The 26,555-nt window shown below is 60.0% G+C and carries 26 protein-coding genes; 13 read left to right on the top strand and 13 right to left on the bottom strand.

Features of this window, described 5'->3' with window-relative positions; translation table 11 throughout:
- Positions 1 to 5: 5 nt before the first annotated feature.
- From FHX08_RS12445 to betI, 5 genes are all read right to left on the bottom strand, one after another.
- The gene (locus FHX08_RS12445; protein WP_132652220.1) at positions 6 to 587 is read right to left on the bottom strand and encodes a flavodoxin family protein; all 582 of its coding nucleotides are present in this window, start codon (positions 585 to 587) and stop codon (positions 6 to 8) included.
- Positions 588 to 680: 93 nt separating this feature from the next.
- On the bottom strand, positions 681 to 1,559 hold the full coding sequence (locus tag FHX08_RS12440; RefSeq protein ID WP_132652219.1) for a sigma-70 family RNA polymerase sigma factor: 879 nt from the start codon (positions 1,557 to 1,559) through the stop codon (positions 681 to 683).
- Positions 1,560 to 1,678: 119 nt separating this feature from the next.
- Positions 1,679 to 3,331 carry a choline dehydrogenase gene (betA, locus tag FHX08_RS12435; protein WP_132652217.1) on the bottom strand — a complete coding sequence of 551 codons (1,653 nt, stop codon included), beginning with the start codon at positions 3,329 to 3,331 and terminating at the stop codon, positions 1,679 to 1,681.
- Between the two features lie 51 nt (positions 3,332 to 3,382).
- Positions 3,383 to 4,846: a betaine-aldehyde dehydrogenase gene (gene betB, locus FHX08_RS12430; protein ID WP_132652215.1), complete on the bottom strand. Its 1,464-nt coding sequence runs from the start codon at positions 4,844 to 4,846 to the stop codon at positions 3,383 to 3,385.
- A 32-nt stretch (positions 4,847 to 4,878) separates the two neighbouring features.
- The gene (gene betI / locus FHX08_RS12425; protein ID WP_132652213.1) at positions 4,879 to 5,466 is read right to left on the bottom strand and encodes a transcriptional regulator BetI; all 588 of its coding nucleotides are present in this window, start codon (positions 5,464 to 5,466) and stop codon (positions 4,879 to 4,881) included.
- 138 nt (positions 5,467 to 5,604) lie between these two features.
- Here betI and FHX08_RS12420 point away from each other — a divergent pair, with 138 nt between their 5' ends.
- The 4 genes from FHX08_RS12420 to FHX08_RS12405 all read left to right on the top strand — a co-directional run bounded on the left by FHX08_RS12420 (position 5,605) and on the right by FHX08_RS12405 (position 9,635).
- A complete protein-coding gene (locus tag FHX08_RS12420) occupies positions 5,605 to 6,156 on the top strand; it encodes an HdeD family acid-resistance protein (RefSeq protein WP_132652212.1) in 552 nt (183 codons plus the stop codon).
- A 201-nt stretch (positions 6,157 to 6,357) separates the two neighbouring features.
- Entirely contained in the window at positions 6,358 to 6,600 is a 243-nt protein-coding gene (locus FHX08_RS12415) for a type II toxin-antitoxin system ParD family antitoxin (protein ID WP_132652210.1), read from the top strand.
- Positions 6,601 to 6,752: 152 nt separating this feature from the next.
- Positions 6,753 to 8,558 carry a GGDEF domain-containing protein gene (locus FHX08_RS12410; RefSeq protein ID WP_210288195.1) on the top strand — a complete coding sequence of 602 codons (1,806 nt, stop codon included), beginning with the start codon at positions 6,753 to 6,755 and terminating at the stop codon, positions 8,556 to 8,558.
- Between the two features lie 78 nt (positions 8,559 to 8,636).
- Positions 8,637 to 9,635 (top strand): NAD(P)H-quinone oxidoreductase, encoded by a 999-nt coding sequence (locus FHX08_RS12405; protein ID WP_184327211.1) that lies wholly within the window; start codon positions 8,637 to 8,639, stop codon positions 9,633 to 9,635.
- Here the strand turns inward: FHX08_RS12405 and FHX08_RS12400 are convergent.
- Positions 9,616 to 11,040, bottom strand: coding sequence for an MFS transporter (locus FHX08_RS12400; protein WP_132652206.1), 1,425 nt, complete (start codon positions 11,038 to 11,040; stop codon positions 9,616 to 9,618). The genes FHX08_RS12405 and FHX08_RS12400 overlap by 20 nt on opposite strands.
- A 101-nt stretch (positions 11,041 to 11,141) precedes the next feature.
- Here FHX08_RS12400 and FHX08_RS12395 point away from each other — a divergent pair, with 101 nt between their 5' ends.
- Positions 11,142 to 11,765 (top strand): helix-turn-helix transcriptional regulator, encoded by a 624-nt coding sequence (locus FHX08_RS12395; RefSeq protein ID WP_132652204.1) that lies wholly within the window; start codon positions 11,142 to 11,144, stop codon positions 11,763 to 11,765.
- Between the two features lie 51 nt (positions 11,766 to 11,816).
- Here FHX08_RS12395 and FHX08_RS12390 read toward each other — a convergent pair whose 3' ends face one another.
- On the bottom strand, positions 11,817 to 13,028 hold the full coding sequence (locus FHX08_RS12390) for an MFS transporter (protein ID WP_132652202.1): 1,212 nt from the start codon (positions 13,026 to 13,028) through the stop codon (positions 11,817 to 11,819).
- A 197-nt stretch (positions 13,029 to 13,225) separates the two neighbouring features.
- Between FHX08_RS12390 and FHX08_RS12385 the strand changes: the two genes are divergently transcribed.
- Complete coding sequence (locus FHX08_RS12385; protein ID WP_132652200.1) at positions 13,226 to 14,230, top strand: asparaginase; 1,005 nt, start codon at positions 13,226 to 13,228, stop codon at positions 14,228 to 14,230.
- Between the two features lie 75 nt (positions 14,231 to 14,305).
- Here FHX08_RS12385 and FHX08_RS12380 read toward each other — a convergent pair whose 3' ends face one another.
- A complete protein-coding gene (locus tag FHX08_RS12380; protein WP_132652199.1) occupies positions 14,306 to 15,061 on the bottom strand; it encodes a DeoR/GlpR family DNA-binding transcription regulator in 756 nt (251 codons plus the stop codon).
- Between the two features lie 124 nt (positions 15,062 to 15,185).
- Between FHX08_RS12380 and FHX08_RS12375 the strand changes: the two genes are divergently transcribed.
- Both FHX08_RS12375 and FHX08_RS12370 read left to right on the top strand, forming a co-directional pair.
- Entirely contained in the window at positions 15,186 to 15,542 is a 357-nt protein-coding gene (locus tag FHX08_RS12375) for a DUF4406 domain-containing protein (RefSeq protein WP_132652197.1), read from the top strand.
- 89 nt (positions 15,543 to 15,631) lie between these two features.
- Positions 15,632 to 16,252 carry a glutathione S-transferase family protein gene (locus tag FHX08_RS12370; RefSeq protein ID WP_132652196.1) on the top strand — a complete coding sequence of 207 codons (621 nt, stop codon included), beginning with the start codon at positions 15,632 to 15,634 and terminating at the stop codon, positions 16,250 to 16,252.
- On the opposite strand, the gene FHX08_RS12365 is transcribed toward FHX08_RS12370, so the two are convergent.
- Positions 16,249 to 16,602: an MmcQ/YjbR family DNA-binding protein gene (locus tag FHX08_RS12365; RefSeq protein WP_132652194.1), complete on the bottom strand. Its 354-nt coding sequence runs from the start codon at positions 16,600 to 16,602 to the stop codon at positions 16,249 to 16,251. The two genes, FHX08_RS12370 and FHX08_RS12365, sit on opposite strands and share 4 nt — an antisense overlap.
- A 244-nt stretch (positions 16,603 to 16,846) precedes the next feature.
- On the opposite strand from FHX08_RS12365, the gene FHX08_RS12360 reads away from it, so the two are divergent.
- Both FHX08_RS12360 and FHX08_RS12355 read left to right on the top strand, forming a co-directional pair.
- Positions 16,847 to 18,235: a cytochrome B6 gene (locus tag FHX08_RS12360; protein WP_132653201.1), complete on the top strand. Its 1,389-nt coding sequence runs from the start codon at positions 16,847 to 16,849 to the stop codon at positions 18,233 to 18,235.
- A gap of 9 nt (positions 18,236 to 18,244) precedes the next feature.
- Positions 18,245 to 18,865: a DUF4142 domain-containing protein gene (locus FHX08_RS12355; protein WP_184327210.1), complete on the top strand. Its 621-nt coding sequence runs from the start codon at positions 18,245 to 18,247 to the stop codon at positions 18,863 to 18,865.
- 76 nt (positions 18,866 to 18,941) lie between these two features.
- On the opposite strand, the gene FHX08_RS12350 is transcribed toward FHX08_RS12355, so the two are convergent.
- Positions 18,942 to 19,145, bottom strand: coding sequence for a hypothetical protein (locus FHX08_RS12350; protein ID WP_132652191.1), 204 nt, complete (start codon positions 19,143 to 19,145; stop codon positions 18,942 to 18,944).
- Between the two features lie 167 nt (positions 19,146 to 19,312).
- On the opposite strand from FHX08_RS12350, the gene FHX08_RS12345 reads away from it, so the two are divergent.
- Complete coding sequence (locus FHX08_RS12345; RefSeq protein WP_132652189.1) at positions 19,313 to 20,209, top strand: LysR substrate-binding domain-containing protein; 897 nt, start codon at positions 19,313 to 19,315, stop codon at positions 20,207 to 20,209.
- A gap of 5 nt (positions 20,210 to 20,214) precedes the next feature.
- On the opposite strand, the gene FHX08_RS12340 is transcribed toward FHX08_RS12345, so the two are convergent.
- A complete protein-coding gene (locus FHX08_RS12340) occupies positions 20,215 to 20,880 on the bottom strand; it encodes a glutathione S-transferase family protein (protein ID WP_132652188.1) in 666 nt (221 codons plus the stop codon).
- A 95-nt stretch (positions 20,881 to 20,975) separates the two neighbouring features.
- Positions 20,976 to 22,358, bottom strand: coding sequence for a TIGR03808 family TAT-translocated repetitive protein (locus tag FHX08_RS12335; RefSeq protein ID WP_132652186.1), 1,383 nt, complete (start codon positions 22,356 to 22,358; stop codon positions 20,976 to 20,978).
- A gap of 221 nt (positions 22,359 to 22,579) precedes the next feature.
- Here FHX08_RS12335 and FHX08_RS12330 point away from each other — a divergent pair, with 221 nt between their 5' ends.
- Positions 22,580 to 24,877 carry a putative bifunctional diguanylate cyclase/phosphodiesterase gene (locus FHX08_RS12330; RefSeq protein WP_132652184.1) on the top strand — a complete coding sequence of 766 codons (2,298 nt, stop codon included), beginning with the start codon at positions 22,580 to 22,582 and terminating at the stop codon, positions 24,875 to 24,877.
- Here FHX08_RS12330 and FHX08_RS12325 read toward each other — a convergent pair whose 3' ends face one another.
- Positions 24,878 to 25,849 carry a glycerophosphodiester phosphodiesterase family protein gene (locus tag FHX08_RS12325; protein ID WP_132653200.1) on the bottom strand — a complete coding sequence of 324 codons (972 nt, stop codon included), beginning with the start codon at positions 25,847 to 25,849 and terminating at the stop codon, positions 24,878 to 24,880. It lies immediately after the preceding gene.
- A gap of 139 nt (positions 25,850 to 25,988) precedes the next feature.
- Here FHX08_RS12325 and FHX08_RS12320 point away from each other — a divergent pair, with 139 nt between their 5' ends.
- Positions 25,989 to 26,555, top strand: a complete 567-nt coding sequence (locus tag FHX08_RS12320) for a dienelactone hydrolase family protein (RefSeq protein WP_132652183.1) — start codon at positions 25,989 to 25,991, stop codon at positions 26,553 to 26,555.

Here is a 26,555-nt window from a genome sequence, read left to right as displayed (position 1 = left end):
AGCACTCAGTTGCGCCCACGCATGAATTGCAGTGTCGCCTCGGCGACCCGCTGGCCGAGATGGCGGGCAGTTGCCAGGTCCGCTTCGGGCGGTGCGCTTTCCGGACCTTCATCGACATTCGATTGCGCCGCAGCACCAAGCCAGAAACCCAGCCGGTTCAGGTCCTCCTTCGAGCCAAGGGAGGAATTGTTTGCCGGAGGCAGGTCGAGATTGATCCAGTGCATGCCGTGCTGGGCGGCAAAGAGAGCGATCTGCATCAGTGTGGCGAGCTTGTCGCCCGCTTGGGCGCCCGAATTGGTGAAGCCTGCGGCGATCTTGTTCCTCCAGCGATAACCCCGCGCCATGACCGCGTGCGAGCTTGCCTCCTGAAACGCCTTGAAAGCGGCGGAAGGCCCGGCGACATAGGTTGGTGCACCGAAGATAATCGCCTCCGCCGCCGCCAGATCATCCCAGCGGTCCTGCGCTTCTTCTGTTGTCAGTAGCACCCCCCTCGTGGCGGCGACCCGCTCGATACCGGCTTTCACCGCCTGCGCCTGCCGCGCCGTATGGCCGTAACCGCTGTGATAGACGATGGCGATGTTTGTCATGGGTAATCTCCTGTGATTTGAGAAAAACAGATGCCTGCCCCCGCCAGTGGCTGCGGATGCTGAAAGGAAAGGCTGTGAAGTGGGTGATGCGGCCTAATGCAGGGCGTTCTGCTTCAGGTGCGCGAGCTTCTCGGGATTGCGGGTCACATAGATCGCCGTGATCCTGCCACCGTCGATCTGAAGGGCCGTGGTCTGCAGCCAGCGATCTTCCTCGATACTGACAAATCCAGGTAGTCCGTTGACGAGGCCGTAGTGCAGCAGCCGGGACATGTGTGCGCGGAAGATCGGCGCCAGGGCCGCAAAGAGTTTCGTCACCTTGTCGCTGCCGATAACCGGCCGTCGTGGGGCTACTGCCTTGCCGCCACCGTCCGTGTAGACGGCTGCATCTTCCGTAAGCAGCGCCCGCAACGCCTCGATATCGCCGCTTCGCGATGCCGCAAAAAAGGCCGACGCGATCTGCATCCCGTGCTCGGGCGGTAGGGCATGACGCGGCCGTGCGCTTCGCACATTGGCCCGCGCCCGGCTGGCAAGCTGGCGGCAGGTTGCCGGCTTGCGCCCGATCGTAGCGGCAATCTCTTCGAAGCCGATGCCGAACACGTCGTGCAGCACGAAAACTGCCCGTTCGAGCGGCGAGAGCCGTTCCAGCGCCATCATCAGCGGCAGGGTGACGTCGTCGATGCCCTCTTCCGGCATAACGACAAGCGGCTCCGGCAACCATGGACCTATATAGGTCTCGCGCCGACGCCTGGCCGATTTCAGCTGGTCGAGGCAAAGTCGTGTCACGATCCGGTGCAGAAAGGCAGCGGGTTCGCGAACCGCATCGCGATCGGCGTCGAGCCAGCGCAGAAATGCCTCCTGGACGATATCTTCAGCCTCTGCCACCGAGCCCAGCATGCGATAGGCAACCCGCGTCAGCCGCGGGCGCAGTGGATTGAAGGCGGCAATGGCATCCGCTCCCTCTGCCGCCGTCATCGCTCAGCCTCGCTCTTGTTCAGCTTCGCCATTGCCATCTCCTTCACCTTGTCTGTTCGAGAAGGCTGGACGAGATGAGGTGGCCATTTGTGACACGCTGTCCAGTTTTTTGTGCGGCCCTACCGGTCGCTCACTGCAGCCCGCGGATTGCTCCAGGGTTCCTGATTGGAGCGCGCCAACAGCTGCTTGCCGAGAATATGATCTGCGGCCTTCTCGCCCGTCATGATCGACGGGCCGTTGAGGTTGCCGTAGGTGACGTGCGGGAAGATGGAGCTGTCGGCCACACGCAGGCCATCGACGCCGATCACGCGCGTATCGGGATCGACGACAGCCATCGGATCGTCCTTGGCGCCCATCCGGCAGGTGCCGCAGGGGTGATAGGCGCTCTCCAGATGCTCGCGCAGGAAGGCGTCGATCTGATCGTCTGTCTGGACCTTCTCGCCCGGCTGGATTTCCGGGCCGCGATAATGGTCGAAGGCCCTCTGGCCGAAGATCTCGCGGGTCAGACGCACGCAATGACGGAACTTCTCCCAGTCTTCGGCATGGTTCATATAGTTGAAGCGCAGTACCGGGTCGGCCTTCGGATCGGCCGAGCGCAGCGTCACGTTTCCACGCGATTTCGAAAGATTGTAGCCGACATGCACCTGAAAGCCGTGTGTATTGGCTGCCGCCTTGCCGTCATAGCTGATGGCCACCGGCAGGAAGTGATATTGAATATCCGGCTGCTTGAGCCCCGGGGCGGAACGCAAAAAGGCGCAGGCTTCGAACTGGTTGGAGGCGCCAAGCCCACCCTTGGAGAGCAGCCACTGAGCGCCGGCGACACCCTGCCAGAACCAGGGCAGCCAGGAATAAAGCGATACCGGCTTTGTCGAAACCTGTTGGAAATAGAACTCCATATGGTCCTGAAGATTGGCGCCGACGCCGGGCCGGTCGACCATCACCGCGATGCCCATATCCTGCAGATGCTGACCGCGGCCGATGCCTGATAGCATCAAAAGCTTCGGCGAGTTGAAGGCGGAGGCCGAGACGATCACCTCGCGGTTGGCTTTGACGATCTCCGTTGTACCACCGCGCTCGATTTCAACGCCCGTCGCGCGCCCGTTCTCGATGACGATCCTGCGGGCAAAACCACGGATGAGTTCAACGTTGGGACGCTTCAACGCCGGCTTCAGATAGGCATTTGCCGCCGACCAACGCCGGCCATGATGGATGGTCTGTTCCATTAGACCGAAGCCTTCCTGCTTCGAGCCGTTATAATCCTCTGTCGTCTCGAAACCCGCCTCCTTCCCGGCCTCTATGAAGGCACGGAAGAGTGGGTTCTTTACCACGCCACGCTGCACATGCAGCGGCCCGTCCGTTCCGCGCCACCCTTCCTCGCCGCCCTTGGAATTCTCCATGCGCTTGAAATAGGGCAGCACATCAGCATAGGCCCAGCCACGCGCGCCAAGCTCTTCCCATCGGTTAAAGTCTTCGGCATGGCCGCGCACGTAGACCATGCCGTTGATGGAGGAGGAGCCGCCGATAACTTTGCCGCGGGGTGCAGTGATGCGCCGGTTGTTGAGGTTCGGTTCCGGCTCGGAAAGATAACCCCAGTTGTAGCGCTTCATGCTCATCGGCCAGGCGAGCGCCGCCGGCATCTGAATGAATGGCCCGAAATCGGAGCCGCCTGCCTCGATGACGATGACTGTGTTCTTGCCGTCTTCCGAAAGCCGGTAGGCCAACGCCGAGCCTGCCGAGCCGGAGCCGACGATGACGAAATCTGCCTGTTGCATGCTGTTCCCTTTGGATTGTCGTGTGCAACGGATGCGTTGGTTTTGATGAGGTCAGTAAGGCGCCACAACCGGTCCCATGCCGACATAGACCGTCTTCAGCTCGCTATAGTGTTCGAGCGCTGCCAGCGAATTCTCCCGCCCGAAACCGGATTGCTTGGAACCGCCGAACGGGATCTCTACCGGGCAAAGGTTGTATGTATTGATCCAGAGCGTGCCGGCGTCGAGCTGGTCGACGACGCGATGCGCGCGAGTGAGATCGGCGGTGAAGACGCCGCCCGAAAGGCCGAATTCCGTCGTATTGGCGCGTTTGACGACTTCGGCTTCGTCATCGAAATCGAGCACGCACATGACCGGTCCGAAGATCTCCTCCCGGGCAATCGTCATGTTGTCGGTCACGTCGGCAAAGACGGTCGGTTGCACGTAATAGCCTTCTCCCGTCACGTGGTTTGGGATGCCGCCGCCTGTTACCAGCGTTGCGCCTTCGGCCTTGCCCTTCTCGATATAGGCGAGCACCTTCTCGCGCTGCACCCAGGAGACCATCGGCCCGAGCTGGCTTGCTTCGTCCATCGGATCGCCGATAACGATGGCCTCGGTGCGCGCCTTCAGTCGCTTCAGGAATTCGCTCTTGATCGTCTTCTGCACGAAGACACGCGTGCCATTGGAGCAGACCTGGCCGGTCGAATAGAAATTGCCGAGCATGGCGCCGCCGACAGCACTGTCGAGATCGGCATCGTTGAAGACGATCAGCGGCGACTTGCCGCCGAGTTCCATCGTCACATGCTTCAGCTGTCCTGCTGCTGCGGCAGCCACCTTGCGGCCGGTTGGAACCGAGCCTGTCAGCGACACCTTGGCGACGTCAGGATGGTTGACAAGCAGTGGCCCGGTGTCCCGGTCACCCTGGATGACATTGTAAAGCCCCTTCGGCAGGCCGGCCTCATGCAGGATCTCGGCAATCTTCAACGCGCCGAGCGGCGTGGTTTCCGAGGGCTTGAAGACCATGGCATTGCCGGCGACCAGCGCCGGCGCGCCCTTCCAGCAGGCGATCTGCTGCGGGTAGTTCCAGGCGCCGATGCCGACGCAGACACCGAGCGGTACGCGCTTCGTATAGGCAAAATCCTGGCCGAGCGGAATATGCGAGCCGTTCAGTCCGGCCGGGGCGACACCGCCGAAGAATTCGAAGGCGTCGGCGCCCGAGGTCGGGTCGGCCACGATCGTTTCCTGGATCGGCTTGCCGGTGTCGAGCGTTTCCAGCTCCGAAAGCTCGCGGTTGCGCTCGCGCATGATCTCGGCCGCGCGCTTCAGGATGCGCCCGCGCGCCATCGGGCTCATCGCTGCCCATTCCGGCTGCGCGCGCTTGGCTGCGGCAATCGCCTTCTCAATGATGGCGGGCGTTGCGGCATGGAGCCGGGCGATCACTTCGCCGGTTGCCGGATAAATGCTTTCGATGACGGTGCCGCCTTCATCCTCGACATATTCCCCGTCGATGAAGTGCGATGCTTTCGGCTGGGCTTTCATGTCGCTGGTCCCTGGCTTGATGTCATGGTGGTTCATGCCCCGATGCGGGCAAGCTGTGTCGCTACATAGTCCTCAGTCAGCGCAATCGAGGCCATAATGCCGATCGGCGCCGATTTCAGACTTTGGCGGATATAGAGCCCGTCGATCATCGCGGCTGCGCCCTCGGCGATGCGTTCTGCGGCATCGGAAGGGCAGAGCGCCTTGAGGGACGCAAGCAGGTTGGAGCGCAGGCGTCGTGCATAGATGAGGAGAAAGCGGCGCGTCTCTTCGGATCGCTGCGCTTCGGCATAAAAGGCGAGCCATGCGGCAATCGTCTGCGGCGCGAATTGATCGGCATGGAAGCTGACACGGATGATAGCGGAAATCCGTTCGCGCGGCGTTGCCGCCAGCTTCAGCGCCGTCACCGCGTCGTTGCGCAATTGTCTTAGAAGGAAGCGGATGGTTTCGATCAGCAGCTGTTCCTTGCTGCCGAAATAATGATGCGCGAGAGCAGGCGACACTCCGGCCTGTCGGGCGATGTCGGACATGGTAACGGTCAGCGAACCGTGATCGCCGATTACACGTAGTGCCGCATCCACAAGCGCCTTGCGACGCACCGGTTCCATCCCGACCTTCGGCATATTCTGTCCTCCGAGAACATCGGAAGCGTATTTTTGATTGACTGATCAATCAATAAAAATCTTTCGTCCGGTTGACTTGAATCACCTCTTTCCATGCAAAATTGTTGCAGCATATCTCCAACATCAGGAGGTGCGCCGATGGCTAGCATATTTAACGAAATGCCCACATCCTCGTCGCTGCGGTCGAAATGGCTGTGGTTCGTCGGTCTCGGCCTGCTGCTTCTGATCTGTGGCCTCATTGCTCTCGGCAATCTGCTGGTCGCGACCGTCGCTTCGGTCTTTTACGTCGGCATGCTGATGCTGGCAGGCGGTGTCATCTATCTCATCCACGCCTTCCAGGTACGCAGCTGGGATCATGTGCTCTTCTGGGCGTTGAGCGGCGTGCTCTATGTGCTTGCCGGCATCTGCGCCTTCATCAACCCCATCCTCACCTCGGCCCTGCTGACGCTGCTTTTGGCGATCGCCCTGCTCGTGGCTGGCATTTTCCGTCTCTTCGTCGGTATGCGCACGCGGCCGCTCAAGGGCTGGGGCTGGATCGTCACAAGCGGCGTCATCACCACTCTCGCAGGCTTCGTGATTGCGCTCGGTTGGCCGGTCAACAGCCTGTGGATCCTCGGCCTTTTCCTGGCGATCGACCTCATCGTTCAGGGCTGGACAATGCTTGCCTTCGGCCTGGGTATCCGGTCTTGAGACCGTGGAGCGCGGCGGCCGGTTGGTCGTTTCTTTGACAAGAGAGTGACGGGGTACTAAAATTCCGCCATCGAAGGCCGGCCCCGAAGAAGGGCTGCCTCCTGTGCTGAGGCACTTCGGCAGGGGCGCACGTCGTCCAAGAAAGCCGAAAATCGACCCCCGTAGGCAGTCTCTGCCGAAATAGAATGGGAGGAGAATTCCATGCCGATGGTCACCGTTTCCATCTCACCGCTCCAGGCAGCAGGCATCCGCGATGCTGTCGATCAAGGCGGATATGCATCGAGCAGCGAGGTCGTGCGCGAGGCACTGCGCCTTTGGGATGCCGCCCGGAAATCGGGCGAATGCCGCCACGACCTTTTAGTCGAGGAAAGTGCTCCGCGCGGCAGCAGATGCGTGGCCGATATGTTCGCCGATCATGAAGCGGAACACCGCCGCTCCGCCTGAGTAAGTCTTTGATTGCAAATGAAAATCTAATGATCGCCAAGCGCGTATGACGGCTTGCGCCTTTCACAAAAGTTTCACACTGACGAAAGGGTTCGTTGACCCTTCTACTCCATTGTCCGGCCGAAAAAGAAAAGGTCACAGTGGAGATTGGCATGTCTTTGGCTGCCAGCGTCGAACCGGGTGTCGTGCGTCGTTATGCCAGCGATCAGATCGTCACCCTTGCCAAACTGGTCATCGAAAATGCATTTCAGCCGATCGTAGAAGCCGGGACCGGCACGGTTTTCGGTTATGAATCTCTCATGCGCGGGCAGGATCGCATCGGTTTCGAAACGCCGGTCGAAATCCTAGACGAAGCCTATGAGCACGGGCAGCTTCTGCAGCTCGAGCAGATGGTCGCCAACCGCGCGCTCGCCAAATTCGCCACGCTCTCGAATTTCGCGACTGCGACGCTGTTCCTCAATCTCGACGTCCGTCTCATCCCGTATGGCAATCGCCTTGTCGAGAACCTGCTGCTGCAGCTGAAGACCGCGAATATCCCGCCGTCCTCAGTCTGCTTCGAATTCTCCGAACGCTTCGACAACACCAGCGTGCCAGAGTTTGCCGAACTCGTCCTGCGTCTGCGCAAGGCCGGCTTCAAGCTGGCGATCGACGATTTCGGCGTCGGTCACGGCGAGATGAAGCTGCTCTGCGATTACTCCGTCGACTACCTGAAGATCGACCGTCACTTCGTCGCCGCCATCGATCGCAGCCCGCGTAAGCGCCACCTGCTGAAGAGCATCGTCAATATGGCTCACGTTCTCGGCACTCGTGTCATTGCCGAGGGTATCGAGACCGAAGCCGAATTCATCGTCTGCCGCGATTATGGCGTCGATCTCGTGCAGGGCTGGTTCATCTCCCGCCCGTCGACGCACCTTTCGGAACTTGTACCGTCTTTCCCGCATCTGCAGGAACTCGGCAAGAACAAGGGCAACAATCAGTCGCTCGACGAAATCCTGATCCGCAAGCAGATCGAAATGCTGCCGACCGTCTATGAAAGCGACGGCATCGATACGGTCTTCGAGCTCTTCCGCCGCAACCCGCGCCAGGCCTATTTCCCGGTTCTGAACGCCAACGGTGAGCCGCGCGGCATTATCCACGAGCACCACCTCAAGGAATATATCTATCAGCCTTTCGGCCGCGACCTTCTGAAGAACAAGGTCTACGAACGCACCATTTCGCATTTCGTCGAGCGGGCGCCGATCGTCGGCCTTGACAGCGATGCCGATCAGCTCATGGCGATCTTCGCCAATATGGAAGGCAGCAACTGCCTGATCCTAACCGACAACATGCGTTATGCCGGTGTTGTTTCCGCTGCTTCGCTCATCAAGGTCATCAACGAGAAGCAGTTGAAGACGGCGCAGGATCAGAACCCGCTGACTGGTCTGCCGGGCAATCGTGCTATCAGAGATTTCATGCGCCACTCCGGCCGCGATGGCGATGAAGTGCGTCATTTCTGCTATTGCGACTTCGACAACTTCAAGCCCTTCAACGATGCTTACGGCTTCCATCTCGGCGACCATGCGATCTCGCTCTTCGCCGCGCTGATGCGCCGCTACTTCTTCGCCGAGCGCCACTTCCTCGGCCATGTCGGCGGCGACGATTTCTTTGTCGGTGTCGTCGGCTGGACGAAGGAGGAACTGACGGAAATCCTCGATCGCCTCATCAGCGATTTCCATGATGACGTGGTCGATCTCTATACGGACGAGGACCGCGCTGCCGGCCGTATCCGCGGTCACGATCGTTCGGGCGCTGAGGCCTTTTTCCCGCTTATGCGCTGTTCGATAGGCGTTCTCGAACTGCCCGAGGGTCTCGTTATCGACGATATCAATCGCGTCAGCGCCGAGATAGCGCACGTGAAGTCTGCCGCGAAGGAAAACGAGGAAGGTCTCGTTTTTCATGCGTTAGGCGAGGCGAATTGACGCCTCTGTTACTTCCGGCCTTCCCAAGCCCCGGACCCTGATTTATCTCCAAAGCTTCGGAATAGGGAGAGCCGGGTCATGTCGTTGCCGTCGCATATGCGTTTTGTCGATCTGCCATCTTTCGGCGGACCGGAGGCCATGGTCGTTGCCAACGGGCCGCTGCCGGTTCTTGGTGAAGGCCAGATTCTCGTTCGCACCGAAGCTGTCGGCGTCAACCGTCCCGACATTTCCCAGCGTCAGGGTAGCTATCCGCCGCCGAAGGATGCGAGCCCCATTCTCGGCCTCGAGCTCGCCGGTGAAGTCGTCGCGATCGGCCCCGGCGTGATCGGCTATTCGATCGGCGACAAGGTCTGCGGCCTCGCCAATGGCGGTGCCTATGCCGAATATTGCCTCCTGCCGGCCGGCCAGGCGCTGCCATTTCCAAGCGGTTACGATGCGGTGAGGGCGGCGGCTCTTCCCGAAACCTTCTTCACCGTCTGGGCGAATCTCTTTCAGATGGCAGGCCTGACGGAAGGCGAGAAAGTGCTGATCCACGGCGGCTCTAGCGGCATCGGCACGACTGCCATCCAGCTTGCCCGAGCTTTCGGCGCCGAGGTCTATGCGACCGCCGGCTCGAAGGAGAAATGCGAGGCCTGTGAGAAGCTCGGCGCCAAGCGCGCCATCAATTACCGAGAAGAAGATTTCGCTGCGGTCATCAAGGAAGAGACCGGCCAGGGTGTCGATATCATTCTCGACATGATCGGCGCAGCTTATTTCGAAAAGAACATCGCCTCGCTGGCGAAGGATGGCTGCGTCTCGATCATCGCATTCCTGCAGGGCGCGGTTGCCGAGAAGGTCAACCTAGCGCCGATCATGGTCAAGCGCCTGACCGTGACAGGTTCCACCATGCGGCCGCGCACCGCGGAGGAGAAGCGGGCGATCCGTGACGATCTTCTCTCCGAGGTCTGGCCGCTTCTGGAGGCCGGAACGGTCGCCCCCGTCATCTACGAAACCTTCGCCTTCGAGGATGTGGCCGCCGCCCACCGCCTGATGGAAAGCAGCAACCACATCGGCAAGATTATGCTGAAGTTCGCCTGAGGGACAGCGCTGCGCCTGTCGCAATCAGTCCGGGCAAGGCCATGATCAGATAGAGCCAGCTCGCCGCCGACAGCGCGCCGGTTATGCCGCCCGGTTCCACCAGGCCGGTGCCATTGGCGATGACACCGGCAAAGGCGGCGCCAAAAGCACTTCCGAGCGAACTTATGGTAGGGATGGCTGCTGATGCCTTGTCCTGCTCGTTGTCGGCAACCAGCTTCAGAACCTTGGCGACGAGATGAGCCCAGCCAAGGCCGACGCCAAAGCCCATCATGAACATGGCGATCGCCGCCGGCACGAGGATGGCAAGATTCGCCTCCGGGTTCTCGCGGGCAAGGAAGATGGCGAGAACAGCTGTCGCAACGGCCTCTGTCACACAGCCCGCGACAATGGCTGCATTGGCTTTCCGGCCGGAAAAGGAAGCGCTGAAGAAGGCCGCCACCGTCCATCCGAGCGCGACAAGTGCCACCAGATAGCCTGAGATCAGCGGTGTCACCCCATGCAGGACCTGCAGGAAATAAGGAATGAAAATATCGCTCACGAGCACGAAGTTCAGGCCGAGCATCGTCAGATACACTCGCGAGATCGGCTGACCGAGCGTCACCGCGCCAGATGGCAGCAGCCGGTTATCTCCCTTGCGTTCCATGACGAGCGTCGCGCCGACGGCGACGACCGAGATGGCGAGCAATCCGATTTTCGCCGTCATCGCCTCGACAGTGCCCGCCGTGCTGACGAGCAGCACTGCCGCCAGCAGCAGGCAGATCTGCACGACAGGCATCTTCGTCTGTTCGCGGTCGTCCTCAGCCTGAGGCAAAAGCCGCGGCGCCAGCAGTGCCATCAGCACGCCGAGCGGAACGAGCACGGCAAAGGCATAACGCCAGGCGCTGTCATGCGCGAAGAAGCCGCCGAGCGTCGGGCCTATCACGGTCGAAACACCCCAGATAGCCGCATAGAGGGTCGAAGCCTTCGGCCAGAGCGGTTCGGGATAGACAAAGCGGATGAAGGCGTAACAGAGGGCGGCAAGTGCGCCGGTGCCGAACCCTTGCACCGTTCGTCCGATCAGCACGACTGGCATCGACGGTGCAGCCGCGCAAAGCAGGCTGCCGACGCCAAAGACCACGGCCGCCAAGACATAGACGCTGCGTAGCGCAATACTTCTCGGCCGCATCGCCATGAAGATCGAACCCAGTATGGTGGCGGCAACGTAGAGCGTCGTGACCAGCGAAAACAACGCCAGCCCGCCGACGTCGCGCACGATGCTCGGCGCAATCGTCGCCGTAATGTAACTTTCGACGGCAGCGATCGTCATGCCGCCGCCAAGCATCAGAGTCGCCGGCAGTAGTGCGGGAGAAAACAGCTGAAACACGGATGTTGACGAGCCGGGTGGCTCCAATGCGGCCTCGGACATAATGGTATCCTTGCGTTTTTCCTGACCCACGATTATTTTCCAAGTTATGAATTGGAAAATTACACGGGCTTCGGATTAAAACAAGGGATAGCTTGGAAAATATGCGCCAGTCTCCCGTCAACCGCATCCTGATCCTTCTGAAAACCGAGGGACCGCAGCTCGCTGCTGCGGTTGGCGATGCACTCGGCATATCAGGCGAGGCCGCCCGGCAGCAACTTGCCAAAATGGCGGAGGGGGGGCTGGTCGAAGCCATCGCGGTTGCCGCCAAGGGCAGGGGACGACCGAGCCAGCTCTGGCGTCTGACGGCCGAGGGAAACAGCCATTTCCCGGACGGTCATGCGGAGCTGACGGCGGCCCTGCTGACGACTGTTGTCGAGCAGCTCGGCCCCGCCGCGCTCGATACCGTGATCTCTGCCCGCGAAAATGAAACGCTGAAGCGCTATCGCGATGAACTTGCCGGCATGCCGGATCTCGCCGCCCGTGTCAGGAGATTGGCGGACATCAGAAGCCGTGAGGGCTACATGGCGGATAGCTGGCAGGAAGAGGACGGCTCGTGGATGCTGGTTGAGAACCATTGCCCGATCTGTGCGGCGGCGACGGCCTGCGCCGGCTTCTGTCGTTCGGAGCTTGAAACTTTTCGCGGAGTGCTCGTCGCCAATGTCGAGCGCAGCGAACACATCCTGCTTGGGGCGCGGCGTTGCGCCTATCGGATTACGCCAAGATAGGGCAGCGCGCGGAAAAGCGGCGTCCGGTTTTCAGAATTGAAAAATGAAGATCTAGGCCGGTTGACGCACCCGACTGCTGGTTTCCAGATAAAGCAGGACCACGATCGTGACGATGCCGACGGCAGCGCCGACAAAGGCCGTGCCGGAATAATCCGTGAATCCCGTTCCCAGGGCGAATAAACCTGCCGCGACACCGATGCCGATGAAGGTATTGAGCGAGATCAAAGAACTGCCGAGGCCAGGCCGGTCGGCGATGAGATCTTGCAGGTAGGTGATTGGCAGGCTGAGGATCGCGGCCGCCCCGCAGGCATTGAGCCCGAGCAGCGCATAGAGCTGCCAGGGTGCGGTGGCGAAACCGAGCAGCACCAGATAGAGGCAGTAGAGAACAGTGCCGAAAGCCAGCACATGTACGGTATGGAAGCGCCGCTGCACGAGCCCCCACATCATCATGAAGGGCATTTCGAGGAAGGCCGTCAGGCCCGACAGGAAGCCGACATCGACGACACTGCCGCCGATCGAATGCACGATGATGAGCGGCGAAACCATGCCGTTCAGCCGCTGCAGGCCGAGCAGCAACGACATCACGAAGACGCGGATGAAAACATCGGGCGCAAAGACACGTTTTAAAGAGGCGAAAAAGCCCACTTGGGCGGGGATCGTCTCGCGTACCGGGCCGTTGCCGGGTGCGAAGAAGAAATAGAGGCAGAAGCAGATAAGGCTCGCCACCGCCGCGACTCCGTAAGCCGGCGTCATTGATGGCGATGTCACCAGCGCAAGCCCGACCAGGCCAGGGGCCACGGCCCAGGAGCCGGAATAAAGTGCGCGCACCGTCGAGGTAATGGCGACCGCTTCACTGCGGGCCAACTGGTTGGTGCGCGCCCGCACGCTGGCAAAGAGCAACGAATAGGTGGAATTGCTCATCGGCACGAGGAAAAGCACCGAAAAGATGAAGATGGCGGGACTATGGATAAGGGCGATCGATCCAAAGCCGAAAATGCCGGCAACCGAAAGCGCAAGCACCAGAGGCCGCCTTTCCCTAAGCCTGTCCGACCATATGCCGAGCGTCAGACTGACCGCGACATTGACGACGGCGGCAAAGAACACCAGCGCCGAATAGGCACCGTCGCTCATGCCGAGTTCGCTGATGCCGATGATCGACTGGTAGGGGACTGTCGAGGCATAGGTGAAGGCGAGCGCCACCAGTGTGACGGTTGGAATACGAATACGGCTATCGCGGATGATGGAAGAAAATGAAGATGGCATGAGAATGAGTCCTGATAACCCACCTTTAGCTGCATCGCGCCCACACGGAAAACGATAGTTTGCCGCACCTGCCGTCACTTCGTGTGATGCTTGTTTAGATGCTGTGATCAGCTGACATCCATCGCAAATTCCATTGGCTTTCGAAGAGCGAGGGGTTATGCCTTCGATCTTCCTGCCCACAGTCCGGATTCTTGCTCATGCCCAATCCCGTCCTCGTTGAAGTCACCCGCGGCTTGCTCATCGAAAGCCGTCATCGCGGATCGGTTGCGGTTGTGGATGGCGATGGCCGTGTCGCCTTTTCGCTCGGTGATATCGATGCGGGCGTCTTCCCGCGCTCGGCCTGCAAGGCGATGCAGGGGCTGCCGCTGGTCGAAAGCGGCGCGGCCGATACTTATGGCTTCGGCAACAAGGAACTGGCGCTTGCCTGTTCGTCCCACAGCGGCGAATACGAGCATGTGGCGCTTGCCGCCTCCATGCTATCGAGGGCCGGCCACGATGTGGGAGCGCTGGAATGCGGCGCGCACTGGTCTTCGGACCAGAAGACGCTGATCCATCAGGCGCGCACGCTGGAGAAGCCGACAGCGCTTCACAACAATTGCTCCGGCAAGCATGCCGGCTTCATCTGCGCCTGCCGCCATCAGGGTATCGATAGCAAGGGCTACATCGGCTACGACCACCCTCTGCAACAGCAGATCCGCGATGTCATGGAGAACCTGACGGGCGCTCCGCTTGGACACGACGTCTGCGGCACAGACGGTTGCTCCATTCCGACGTATGCCGTGCCGCTGAAAGCGCTCGCGCATGGGTTTGCGAAGATGGCGACCGGCAACGGCCTCGGTCCGGAGCGGGCGAAAGCCTCCCGCCGGCTGATCGAAGCCTGTATGGCGGAACCCTTCTATGTGGCTGGCACCGGCCGCGCCTGCACGACATTGATGCAGATCGCCCCCGGCCGCATCTTCTGCAAGACCGGCGCGGAAGGCGTTTTTTGTGCTGTCATTCCGGAAAAGGGCGTTGGGATCGCATTGAAATGCGATGACGGCACCACCCGTGCGGCCGAAGCCATGGTTGCTGCCACGCTTGCCCGCTTCTTCGAGACGGGCGGCGAGGAACATACCGCACTGACCGCTATGGCGAATAAATCGATGCGCAACTGGAACGGCATCCATGTCGGCGACATCAGGGTGACCGAGGCTTTCGCCTGATCGCTGCCTCGATCGGTGCATCGTTATGGATGCAAGTTATAAAATAAGGCTTTTCCTCTCATGCGCCGGAAGCGGTCAAGCTGCGGCAATTGTGACATTGAGTTCGGCATAGGGCTGAAGTCTTTCCCTAGGCATTTCCGCGGGCACGATCAATCCTGCCACCTCGCTTATCGCAAGCACTGGACAGGGTGAAACGAGGCCGAATTTCTCTGCCGTCAAAAGCACATGCGTCTCTGCTGAACGGCCGGCTATATGCCGCTTGATCGCCGCCTCCTCGAAATCCCCGGTCGAAAATCCGTGCATGGGATGGACGGCCGTCACGCCGAGGAAGAAGATATCCGGCCGCAGCGCAGAAATCGCTGCCATCGCGACGGCACCCGTTGCCACCATGGAATGCTTGTAAAGCTTGCCGCCGCAGAGGATCACCTCGGCAGTCGGGTGATGTTCCAGCTCCGCGGCGATCGTCGGGCTGTGGGTGGCGATGGTGAAAGGGATGTTGCGCGGTAGGTGTCGGGCCACCTCCGCCGTCGTCGTGCCGCCGTCGAGAAATACCATCTGTCCGGCCTTCACCATCTGGGCTGCTTTTGCGCCGAGCCGCGCCTTGACATCGGAAGCGATATCGCGGCGGGCCGTGAAATCAGGCAGGTCGGGGACAAGGGGCAGGGCGCCGCCATGGACGCGCCTCAGCAGGCCTTCCGCCGCCATCTCCCGGAGATCGCGACGGATCGTATCCTCCGACAGCTCGAAATCTTCAGCCACCCGCTTGGCGATGACCTGCCCGTCACGGCGCAGGATGTCGAGGATGACGGCTTTGCGTTGGCTGGTGAGCATGATGGATCTCTGCATGAAAATTTACGAAATATCGTGAATATGCACGAAATGACTCGACACTCAAGAAATATCGTGCATTTTCACGAAATCCCGTGCATGAGGCCGGGAGTTGATGGAGACGATCATGTTGATCTTGATTGCCGGGCCGTATCGGTCCGGAACGGGCGACGACCCGGTGAAGATGGCTGCCAATCTCAAACGTCTCGAGGAGCCGTCGCACGCGCTCTTCAAGGCAGGTCATGTACCGATGATTGGCGAATGGGTGGCCTTGCCGGTCTGGCATTCTGCCGGCGGCAAGTCGGTCGGTGACGATCTCTACGAGGAAATCTTCCATCCGGTCGCCGGTCGCCTGCTGCAGCTTTGCGAAGGCGTGCTGCGCCTGCCGGGCGACTCCAAGGGCGCCGATAATGACGTACGCATCGCCAAAGAACGCGGCATCCCGGTCTGGTATCGGCTGAAAGATGTGCCGGGTTGCGCGTGAAGGGTGTAAGGCCACGCGAATGACGAGACCTTGTCTTCCGTTGGCCATGCAGCTCGCGCTATAAGGCTCCCCGAAAGGGGAGTCTCACCATGCTCACACTCTATTTCTCACCCGGGACCTGCGCGCTAGCCAGCTTGATCACGCTGGAGGAATCAGGCCTTTCCTTCGACACGAAAAAGGTCAATACGCGGGAGAACGAGCAGCGCTCGGAAGCCTATCTGAAGATCAATCCGAAAGGCCGCGTTCCGGCGCTCGTCACCGATCGCGGCGTGCTGACCGAGACGCCGGCAATCCTCGCCTACATTGCCCAGATAGCGCCAGCCGCAAAGCTCGCCCCGCTCGACGATCCCTTTGAATTTGCCCGCTTGCAGGCTTTCAATGGGTACATCACATCGACAGTGCATGTGAACCATGCGCATCGTCCGCGCGGCTCCCGCTGGGCTGATGATGCGGCCGCGCTCGAATCCATGAAGGCCAAGGTGCCGCAGACCATGACCGAAAGCTTCGAACTGATCGAATCGACGATGTTTGAGGGGCCATGGGTGATGGGCGAGGCCTATACGGTTGCCGATCCCTATCTTTTCGTCATGACCGGCTGGCTGCCATCCGATGGCGTCGATCCCGCGCGTTTCCCTAAGGTGAACGCACATTATGCCCGCATGCTGGAGCGTCCGGCGGTTCAGCGCGCGCTGGCACGTGAAAAAGCTTAACTCCGATAGGCGGAAATCAGCTTCTTCGGCGCCCGGTACGTCCAGGCGTCGATCAGCCGCTGCTTGAGTTCATCGTCGCCGATGGCGGCAATGCGAACCGGCAGGTGCGGCCAGCCGACATAATGGTTCGTCTGAAAGTAAATGTCGGGCGCGATCGTAAGCAGGTGTTCCTTGTGATCGATCGGGATTGAGATCACCACCATTTCGTCGTTCTTGACCGCGACGAAACTTTTGCCGCCGACCTTCAGCGCAAGGTTGCCGTAGGACGTGCCTTCTTCGATGCCAGGCAGGTCTGCCTCCTTCGCCAGCCGCTTCAGTCGCGCCAGAATGCCTTCCACGCTTTCGGTCATGGTGTCCGCCCGATTGTCTCCCCCAAAAATCTATCACGTCTTCAGCTGCACTCTCCAGCTTCAGACTGACTTTTGTCTCGCCAACTGGCTGCTTGAGCAGACAATTTCAAAGCAATTCATTTCTGGTCGCTCGATTCAACCTGCAGCACTGGATCAATGACACCTTAACGGGAACATTTTGAATTCTTCAGAGTTGGACGTGCGCTCGACGCAGGGGGAAATCATGTCCGACTCACGAATCTTGATGACGCTCATTGCTGGATCTCTGTCTGCAGGGGTCTGTATTTTTGCGGTCGGAGCGTTTTCCGATCCGCTGCCTCCCGACACGACATATCGGCCGTTGCCGACGATGCCGTTCTCGCAGGCTCGTCAAATCGACGAAGCGCAGAAGCCCGAGGTCATGAAGCGCCAGCGCGACCTTCTCGAAAGGCGCTACGACCTTTCCGACAGGCCGATGGCAGGCGTGATGATGTCTGGCGGAATGAAGCCGGTTCAGGACGGCGTCCGCGTGAAACTCGCCCCTGGCACGAGCTGGGCAGATCTCGCGACGATGAAGCCGCTCGAGATCAGAGACAAAAACCTTCTGCCTGAGGGCTTCCTGCCCCTGCCTCACGTCAAGCAGGCGACTGGCGGCCAAGTGTTTCCAAACCGACAGATAGACGAGATCCACGCGCAGGAAATGCGAGATCTTCGTCGCTTCGACGTCGATTTCGATCTACCCGACAATCTCACGCCGGAGTTCCCCCCGCCGATCTTCCTGACGACCCATCCGGAGCTCGGTGACGTGTCACGAGGGCAGCTCCTCACCATCAAGAATTTCTACGAGATCATGAACGGGATCGTCACGCCCGTGCAGATGGAAGGGCTTCGCCTTCTACTGACGCCGTTTCCCCAGGAGGAGTTCAACCAGACCGAAGACCGGAAGGTGGCCGATCAGAGCACCGGTGTCGCCTGTCTTGACTGTCATTCGAATTTTCACACCAACGCTGCCTTTCATCTGACGCCGGATGTAAGGCCGCAGGCGGATCGCTTCCGTCTCGATACCACCAGCATCAGGGGCTTGTTCAACCAGCAGATCCACGGATCAAAACGCTCTTTGCGATCCGTTGAAGACTTCAGTGAATTTGAACAGCGGACGGCCTACTTTAACGGCGACCACGTCAGCGCCACCCGCAAAGGCCCGAACCTGCCGGATCGGACGAACCAGGTCGCGATGATGGCGCAGATGCAAAATATTATCGACTTCCCCCCAGCGCCCAAGCTCGACCCGTTCAATCGGCTTGATCCTTCACTCGCCACGCCGCAGGAGCTGGCAGGCGAAAAGATCTTTATGGGCAAGGGGCGCTGTGCCGAATGTCACGTGCCGCAGACGGAGTTCATGGACAACAACATGCACGATCTGAAGCTCGAGCGTTTCTATAAGGTCGGCCAGGTCTTCAACGACTTCGTCACACTCCCGGATGGCCCTATCAAGACCTTCACACTGCGCGGCATCAAAGACTCGCCGCCATACCTGCACGACGGCCGTCTGATGACGCTCGCCGACACCGTCGAGTTCTTCAATCTCGTTCTAAGCACCAAGCTGGAAGAGCAGGAGAAGAAGGACCTCGTCGCTTACATGCTGACGCTATAGGAGACGGCCATGAAAATCCGCACCACAATTCTATCCGTCGCACTCTGCGTCCTTCCGCTCGCCGCGGCGGCACAGATGGGCAATCCGGCCGGCATGGGCGTCGACACCCGTATGTCGAGGCCAGGGGTTCCTGCGCCACATCAGACCAACAACCAGGACAGGCTCTTTGCACAGTTGGCGGCCGCGGGCGGCCTCGCAGAAGTCGAACTTGGAAAGCTGGGCGGTGAAAAAGCGAAGGCAGACGCCGTGCGGCGCTTTGCCGAGATGATGGTCCGGGATCATTCTGATGCCAACGCGAAGCTGAAGGATTTAGCTGACGCCGCCAAAATCCCTATCCCCGACCAGCTCGACGCGGAGCATTCAATCGTGCGCGACCGGCTTCAGAGGCTGAATGGAGACGACTTTGACGCCGCCTACGTCAAATCCCAGATTGTCGACCATCAAAAAACCGCGCAACTGCTTTCATGGGAGATCTCCATGCGCGAGGATGCCGACATGCAGCGACTGGCCGCCGCTCTTCTTCCGAAGGTACTGGAACACCTGCGGATGGCACAGGAACTCAACAATGTCCTGACGGGTGCGGCAATCAGACTTCCGCCAGAAGAGATGGCAACGAAGGATGGGCCATAAGCTGTGTGAAGGGTATGACGGCATTACCTCGGAGCGGACATGCCGGCCTTACGCCGTCAGCCCTTAAAACTACAGCTCAATTCAAACCGATAGATCCTGAGCCTGTTTGCGTTTGCGGCGAGCGTCTTGGCGCAGGTATCGGCAACGGCAGGTCCGCGAGCTCCCGCTGCGACATCGTGGCGATATCGGGATGATCGAAGAGATCTTCATCCTCGGCATATTTGCGTTGAGCGACCTTGCCGGGGGTTGCTTGGCTCAAGAAAAACTTCAGCAATGACATCTTGCTCTCGCTTTCTGATATCAGGGCTTATAGCGCAGGGATTCAGCTGCGTCGGCCACTTTCGCGGTTTCTTGGGCTGCGGGTGGCCTTGTTGTGATATCAATATATCGGCGGAGACCGATTGGTTTTCAATTGAGATTACCGGTTCCACGATATAGGAAAGCTATATGCGAAATCTCAACTCCGTGCATCTCAATGGCCTTCGCGCTCTGGAAGCGGTCGGCCGGCTGGGCTCGCTTCAGGCGGCTGCGGATGAGCTTGGCGTTTCCGTCGGCGCCGTCAGCCAGCAAGTCATCAAGGCTGAAGCCCAACTCGGTCGGTTGCTCTTCGAGCGCACGCCGAAGGGCATGCTTGTGACGGAGGCGGGCGCGCCTGTTCTTGCCGCTCTGAACGAAGGTTTCCTCCACCTTTCGGAAGCCGTTGCCATGGCGCAGCGCAAGGATGAATGCATCCTGACCATTTCGGTGGCGCCTGTTCTCGCCGCCCGCTGGCTGGTCTGCCGGCTGGACCGTTTCATGGAGCGCCATCCGGAAATCAACCTGCGTCTCGATGCGACCACCAAGCTCGTCAATCTGGCCGCCTCCGATATCGATGTCGCAATCCGCGTCGGCAAGGGCCAGTGGCCAGGTGTCAAAGTCGAGCATCTCCTGGAACAGGAGGTATTTCCCGTCTGCTCTCCCGAAATGGCTGCGAAACTGAAGGAGCCGGCAGATATTCTCAAGCTGCCGGCCGTCATCGATGCCCATGCCATGTTCACATGGGATGTCTGGATCCAGGCAGCCGGCCTCTCAGGCCAGCCACCCACCGTGCGGCACGTGTTCAACGATGCCTCGCTTTGCCTCGATGCGGCGATCGCTGGGCAGGGCGTCATGCTCGCCTGGCAGACGCTTGCCGGCTTTTCTCTGCAGGAGGGCAGGCTCGTTGCGCCCTTCGGCATCCGCGCCAATACCGGCGACGGCTATTATTTCGTGACCGCTGAAGGCAGTCGGGAACCGAAGAAGGTGCGCGACTTCAAGACCTGGATCCGCGAGGAAATGGCCGAAACCGCTGCAATCTTCGGCTAGAGCCGTCAGACCTCGATCGGCTCCAGCGAGCGCTTGCGCTGCATTTCCAGATAGGCTGGACGCGACTGACAACGCTTGATCCAGGCATCGATATTCGGATGCGCCGCAAACAGCGCCGCTTCGCTCTGGGCGTAGCGGAGCACTTCCGCGATGTTAAGGTCGGCGACCGTGAAACGTCCGCCGACGATCCAGTCCTTGCCGTCGAGATGCTTTTCGAGAACCGAAAGCGGCCGTTTCATGGTGCGGGTCGCGACATCGATCACGGCGCGTCCCGCTTCGGTGTTTTCCTTGCCATCGTCATAGGTCGAGACGATTTTGCCGGTGTTTGAATCGAGCTCGGAAACGGCCCAGATCGTCCACATCGTCATCAAACCGTCTTCTTCGACGGTTTTTCCACCGAGATCGCCGCCATATTTGCGCGCCAGATAGAGATTGATCGCCAGCGACTCGTTCATCACGAGATCGCCATCCTTGATGGCAGGGATCATCGCCATAGGATTGATGGCTAGAAAATCCGGCGAGAGCGTGTTGATCGGCGCATTCGGCGATAGCGGATTGGCAAGCCGTTTGGCCTGCAGCACCGGCACGGACTGGAATTCGATCCCCAGTTCCTCGACCATCCAGTAAACGCGTGCGGAACGCGAGCGGTAAACTCCGTAGATTGTCAGCATGGCAATGTCCCTTTCCTCTGCGCAGACCCTAAGGCCGGCGCAGCCGTGAGGAAAGCACCTGCGGATGATATGTCGATGAAAGCTTTTGATAGCGCTCAGGAAATCCGGTTTCGCTCGACGGTCAGCTGTCCGTAGCGTGAGCTGCTGCTGGCAAGCTCGTCGGAAACCTGCTTGTCCCACTCGAAGCCCATGACCGCGCCTTTGCCCATCTCCTGGAAGATGTTGTCGGTGATGACGGCCGAACCCGCACCTTCGGCAACGGAGACCGCGCAGCCGACGGGTGATTTGCGCACCACATTGCCATTGACGACCACATTACGCAGATAGGGACCCCAGCCGATCTGCAGCCCCCAGCGCGGCGCGTCCTCGATGACATTGCCCGATACGAGCGTATCGGCCTCCGCCGCAATGCCGATGCCGAAGCCGACCTCATGCTTGTAAGGCCCTTTCAGCGTCAGGTTGCGGATGACATTTCCCGTCACGCTCGCCAGTCGGCCGCCCTGGTCGAAATTAGCAATGGAGATTCCGTTTGCCGCGCCGTCGATCATGTTGCCTGACACGACGGCGCCGACAAATTCGAACTCCACATAGATTGCCGTTTCGCCCGAGCGCCGGCATTGGTTGTTGCCGATCAGGATGTTGGAGCCGGAATTGGCGCGGACTGCGGTAAAGGCGCAGTCGGAAATCTGGTTGTTCGTCACCGTCACCCCATCGGCGCGGAAGACGTTGATGCCGTTGCCGTTTTCGCCGGTACCTCCATCATTGGCGCGGATATTGGAAACACGATTGCCGGAAATGATCGTGCCGTCGTCGGCCTTCTTCCAGCGATGCACGAGAATGCCGCCATTGCCGCAGTCGGAAACCGTATTGTCCGATATCGAAAGCCCCGCCGATTCCACCGCATAGATGGCCGATTGTCCGGCGCCGGAAATCGTGTTGCGTTCGATCCGCCCGCCGCAGCGTTCGAGTTGCAGCGCATGTTTGCGGCTGCCGCCAATCACACAGTTATCGATGAGCACCTCACCGACGCCGGTGAACTGGATGAGGCCGCCGGCATAGTCGGCTAGCCATCGGTTCGATCCGTCGATGACGAGATTGGAAAGCTCGATACGGCCGGCGTTTTCAGCCGCAAAAAGGTGGCCTTCGCCGGTATAAATGATCCGCGTTGCACCGGGCACGCCAGTGATGCGCGTATTGTCCGGCAGCGTCAGGTTGGAGATGCGGTAGGTGCCGGGCGGCAGGAAGACCGGCACGTTGTCGCGCGCCGCTTTTTCGATCATCTGCTGCAGATTGCGGTTCTTCCTGTCGCCGCTTTGAGGATTTGCCCGATACTGTACCGCATCGATCGAGCCGCGCAGGTCGGGCTGCTCCACGGTGAGCGGAGCAGCAAAAGCGCGCGGCGCCATCACGGCCGCGGTGGAGGCCGCGGCCAGACCAAGTATATCTCGACGGGTAAATTTGCTGAAATCCCTCTTCATGTCTGATCTCATGCAGGATTTATGCCAGAGGACGTGTTTCTTTTCGGCACATGTGCGCAACGAAAAAATGATCGTCGGTCGAATAACGAACGCAACTTTTCGAATATTGTCGTCTTGTTCACCTTCCCATTTAAGCAACCCGAAGGAAATGGCCGCTATCTTGGAAAGCGGTTTCAATTACGACTTGTGGATAGAGCCTGCGATTGCCGGAGAGCAGCGTCATGAATGGATTGGGCGCCGGACGTTGGGAATCTGGTGATACTTTCAGTGCTGAGACACAGCGTATCGTGGCGGCCACCGAAGCCCTGATGGCGGCGACGGCCCACCACCTTTCCGAAGGTATAGAGAATCTCCGTCTTAAGGCGATCGTCCACGAGCTTCCCGACTTTCTCTACGTCAAAGATCGAGACGGCCGCTTCGTTTTCGCCAATGCGGTGACGGCGCGCAGCCACGGACTGGAGAACGCTGCCGAGATCGCGGGTAAACGTGACTTCGATCTGTTCGATTTCGAGACGGCCCGCCGATATTTCGATATCGAGCAGGAGATCATGTCGAGCGGTGAGCCCCGCATCGACATGGAAGAACTCGTGCTGCTGCCGGATGGCGGCACGATGTGTCGCCTGACCTCCAAGATACCGCTGCGCAACGATCGCGGCGAGGTGGTCGGCCTCATCGGCGTGTCCCGTGACATAACCGAGCGCAAGCGACAGGAAGAGCTCTATCGCGGCCAGGCGAACCTTCTGGAAATGATCGCCCGCAACGAACCGCTGCCGATGATTCTCGAGGCTCTCGTGTTGATGATCGAGCGCCAGATGACCGGCATTTCCGGCTCCGTGTTGCTGCTCGACAGCGAGGGCACACGGCTCTACCACGGCGCGGCGCCCAATCTGCCCGGCGCCTACAGCCGGATGATCGATGGCGTCGCGATTGGTCCGAAGGTCGGCTCCTGCGGCACGGCAGCCTGGCGCGGCGAAACGGTCACCGTCGAGGACGTCATGACCGATCCGCTTTGGGAGGATTTCCGGACGATGGTAAGCCAGTTCGGCTTCCGCTCCTGCTGGTCGACGCCGATCTGTACCTCGCAAAAAAATGTGCTCGGCACGTTCGCGCTCTATTCGAAAGAGCCGCGACGCCCGACAGAGCAGGAGATGAAGCTGGTGGCACTCGCCACTCACATTGCCGGCATCGCCGTCGAGCGTAAACGCGTCGATGATCGCATTCATTTCATGGCCCATCACGACGACCTGACCGGCTTGCCGAACCGCGCCTTCCTGAAGGAGCGCATGGCGAAGATCCTCGATCAGGCCCGCCGTAACAACCGCAAGGTCACGGTCGCCTATATTGATCTCGACAATTTCAAGGAAATCAACGACACAAGCGGCCACGCCGCCGGCGACGACGTGCTCAAGGAGACGGCCGCCCGCATGGCAAATTGCGTGCGCGCCTCCGATATGGTCGTGCGGCTCGGCGGTGACGAATTCCTCGTCGTGCTTGTTCACCAGTCCAGCCACGATGCCGGCATCATGCGACGCCTTCGGGAATTGCAGAAGACGATTGCCCGACCGATCCGTTCCGAGGCCGGCGAGATCGTCGTTACCTCCAGTATCGGCATTGCCGCCTTCCCATGGGACGGCGCCACACCGGACGAATTGCTCACCAATGCCGACCGTGCCATGTACCGCGCCAAGCAGCTCGGCCGGAATACGCTGCAATACCACGACGGCGTCGTCAGCAATGCCGTCGACCTGCCGCTCAGCGAAGAGGAGGAACTGCGCCAGGCGATCGTCGCCAACCAGCTCTTCCTGCTCTACCAGCCACAGATCGATGTCGCGAGCGGCCGCATCACCGGCCTCGAAGCTCTGGTCCGCTGGAACCATCCGGTGAAGGGTGTGATGCCGCCCGCCAATTTCATTCCGCTTGCGGAAGAGACCGGTCTCATCGTGCCGCTCGGCCTCTGGGTATTGAACGAAGCCTGTCGCCAGGCCCGCGCCTGGCAGGACATGGGGCTGACGCCGCTGACAATTGCCGTCAACGTTTCGCCCAAACAGTTCGCAGATCCGGATTTCGCATCGCACGTCGCCGAAGCAATCGACCGTCACCGGCTGGATGCGCGCTGGTTAGAGCTGGAAGTGACTGAAAGCGTCATCATGCAGGATGCTGCCCGTGCGCTCTCCATCATGCTGTCATTGCGTGCCCTCGGCGTGCGCCTGTCCATCGACGATTTCGGCTCCGGCTATTCCTCGCTTGCGGCATTGAAGACCTTCCCATTCGATCGATTGAAGATGGACCGCTCGCTGGTCGAGGCGCTGCCTGCCGATAAGACCGCCGTCGCCATTGCATCGGCCGTCATTTCGCTCGCGCAGACGCTGAAACTCTCGGTCCTCGCCGAAGGCGTGGAAACCGATGCGCAGCTGGAATTCCTGCGTCAGGCCAGATGCGAAGAGGTGCAGGGCTATCGCTTCTCCAGGCCCGTAGCGCCGGAAGAAATCGTCGTCATGCTTTTGGCGCGTGGTATCTGATCAGTTCACCAGATCGGCGATCGTCTCGATCTCGTTTGTCCATATGCCGCCGGAATAATTGTTCGGCAGTTGTTCGAAACGTTCGGCATCGTCAATACCGGTCGAAAACCCGCCGCCATGATAGGGACCGATGACGAAGACCTGGCTATTCGCATCCCGCATGCGGTTAAGGAACCTGTCAGGCCAGCCCCACAGCCAGGGCGCGTAATTGATCGGTACCAGCATCATCACATTTCGGCAGTCGTCCGGCAGAAGACCTATCCAGCCATAACCGATATAGCCGGCGAGGCAGCCCATCAGGCTGGCACGCGAAGCCGTGCGGATATCGGGCGCCAGCTGCCTGATTCTGTCGATCGGCTCGTCGCCGCCATAGACGATGATCTTGACGCGCCGTTCCGCCGGCAGGCCATTCAGCACGGCGGCGAGCTTTTCGCCCTCGGAAGGGTCGCGGCTCTTCACATTGATGAGCAGATGTTTATCTGGAAAGGCGGAAAGCACCTCCTCAAGGGTCGGCATCAGGCCGATACCCTTGCCGCGAAAAGGAAATGTCTTGCCGTCATCGGCGGTATAGCCATAGCCGATATCGAGCATCTTCATCTCGGCCATGGAATGCTCCCGTGTCACGCCATGCCCATCGGTCCGGCAATCGAGCGTCCAGTCATGGAAGACGGCGAACTGCCCGTCCGTCGTGGGGTGCACATCGACCTCCACCATGTCGGCACCCGCATCGAAACCCGCCTGCATGGAGCGGATCGTATTCTCCAGATAGTCGTGCTTTGGCGGCAGCATGCGCGCGGCCGTGCAGGTGTCGTTCTTGAGGTCCGTCTCGTCGAAGCGCTGGGCAATGCCGCGATGGGCCAGAAGCAGTGGCTTGCCCTCGCGATGTTTGGCTAAAAAACTGGTATTGTTGAGATAAACGGCGGCGGCAAATGCGAGAATTGCCGCGCCCGCATATTTGAGCTTCCGTCCCATCATCCCCTCCGGCCGTGCCTCGACAATGGCTAGAGAGCGATTCCGGTGGTTTTTTGGCTCATTTGGGGCTTTTATGGGTTAAAGCTCGCCTTCACGTTGTAGAAACCGTATGTTGGTCCCGCAAAGCAGGGAGCTAGCGATGGCAGCGATTGCACTTTTCCACTCGGTCTACGGATTGCGGTCCCTTGAACGGGATACCGCGGCGCGCCTGCGCGCGGCCGGCCATCATGTCGTAACGCCCGATCTCTACGGCGGCAGGGTAGGGCGCACCCTCGAAGAAGGCTTTGCCCTCAAGAAAGAGATTGGCTGGGCCGAACTTTGCAGACGCGCCGAAATGGCGGTCGCCGACTTGCCGGCATCGGCCGTCCTCGGCGGCTTCTCCATGGGCGCAGGCGTAGCCGCAAGCCTCTGGCCAGGCCGACCGCAAGCGGCCGGCATTCTCTTGCTGCATGGTATCGCAGAAATTCCGACCAATGCGCGCGAGGGCATTCCCCTTCAGGTCCATCTGGCAGAGCCCGACGAGTTCACGCCGGCGGACGAGGTGACTCCGTGGCGTGCGCATGCCGCAAGAGCCAACATCGGCCTCGAGATGTTCCTCTATCCCGGCGTTGGCCATCTCTATACCGATCCGTCGCTGCCCGATTACGAGGCCAAGGCTTCCGAGGCCACCTGGAGCCGCGTCGACGCCTTCCTCGCCGCGCTCTGA

The sequence above is a fragment of the Rhizobium sp. BK529 genome (assembly GCF_014194105.1).
Lineage (GTDB): Bacteria > Pseudomonadota > Alphaproteobacteria > Rhizobiales > Rhizobiaceae > Rhizobium.
Note: the sequence above shows the minus strand (reverse complement) of the source record. Positions and strands in the feature narration are given on the sequence as shown.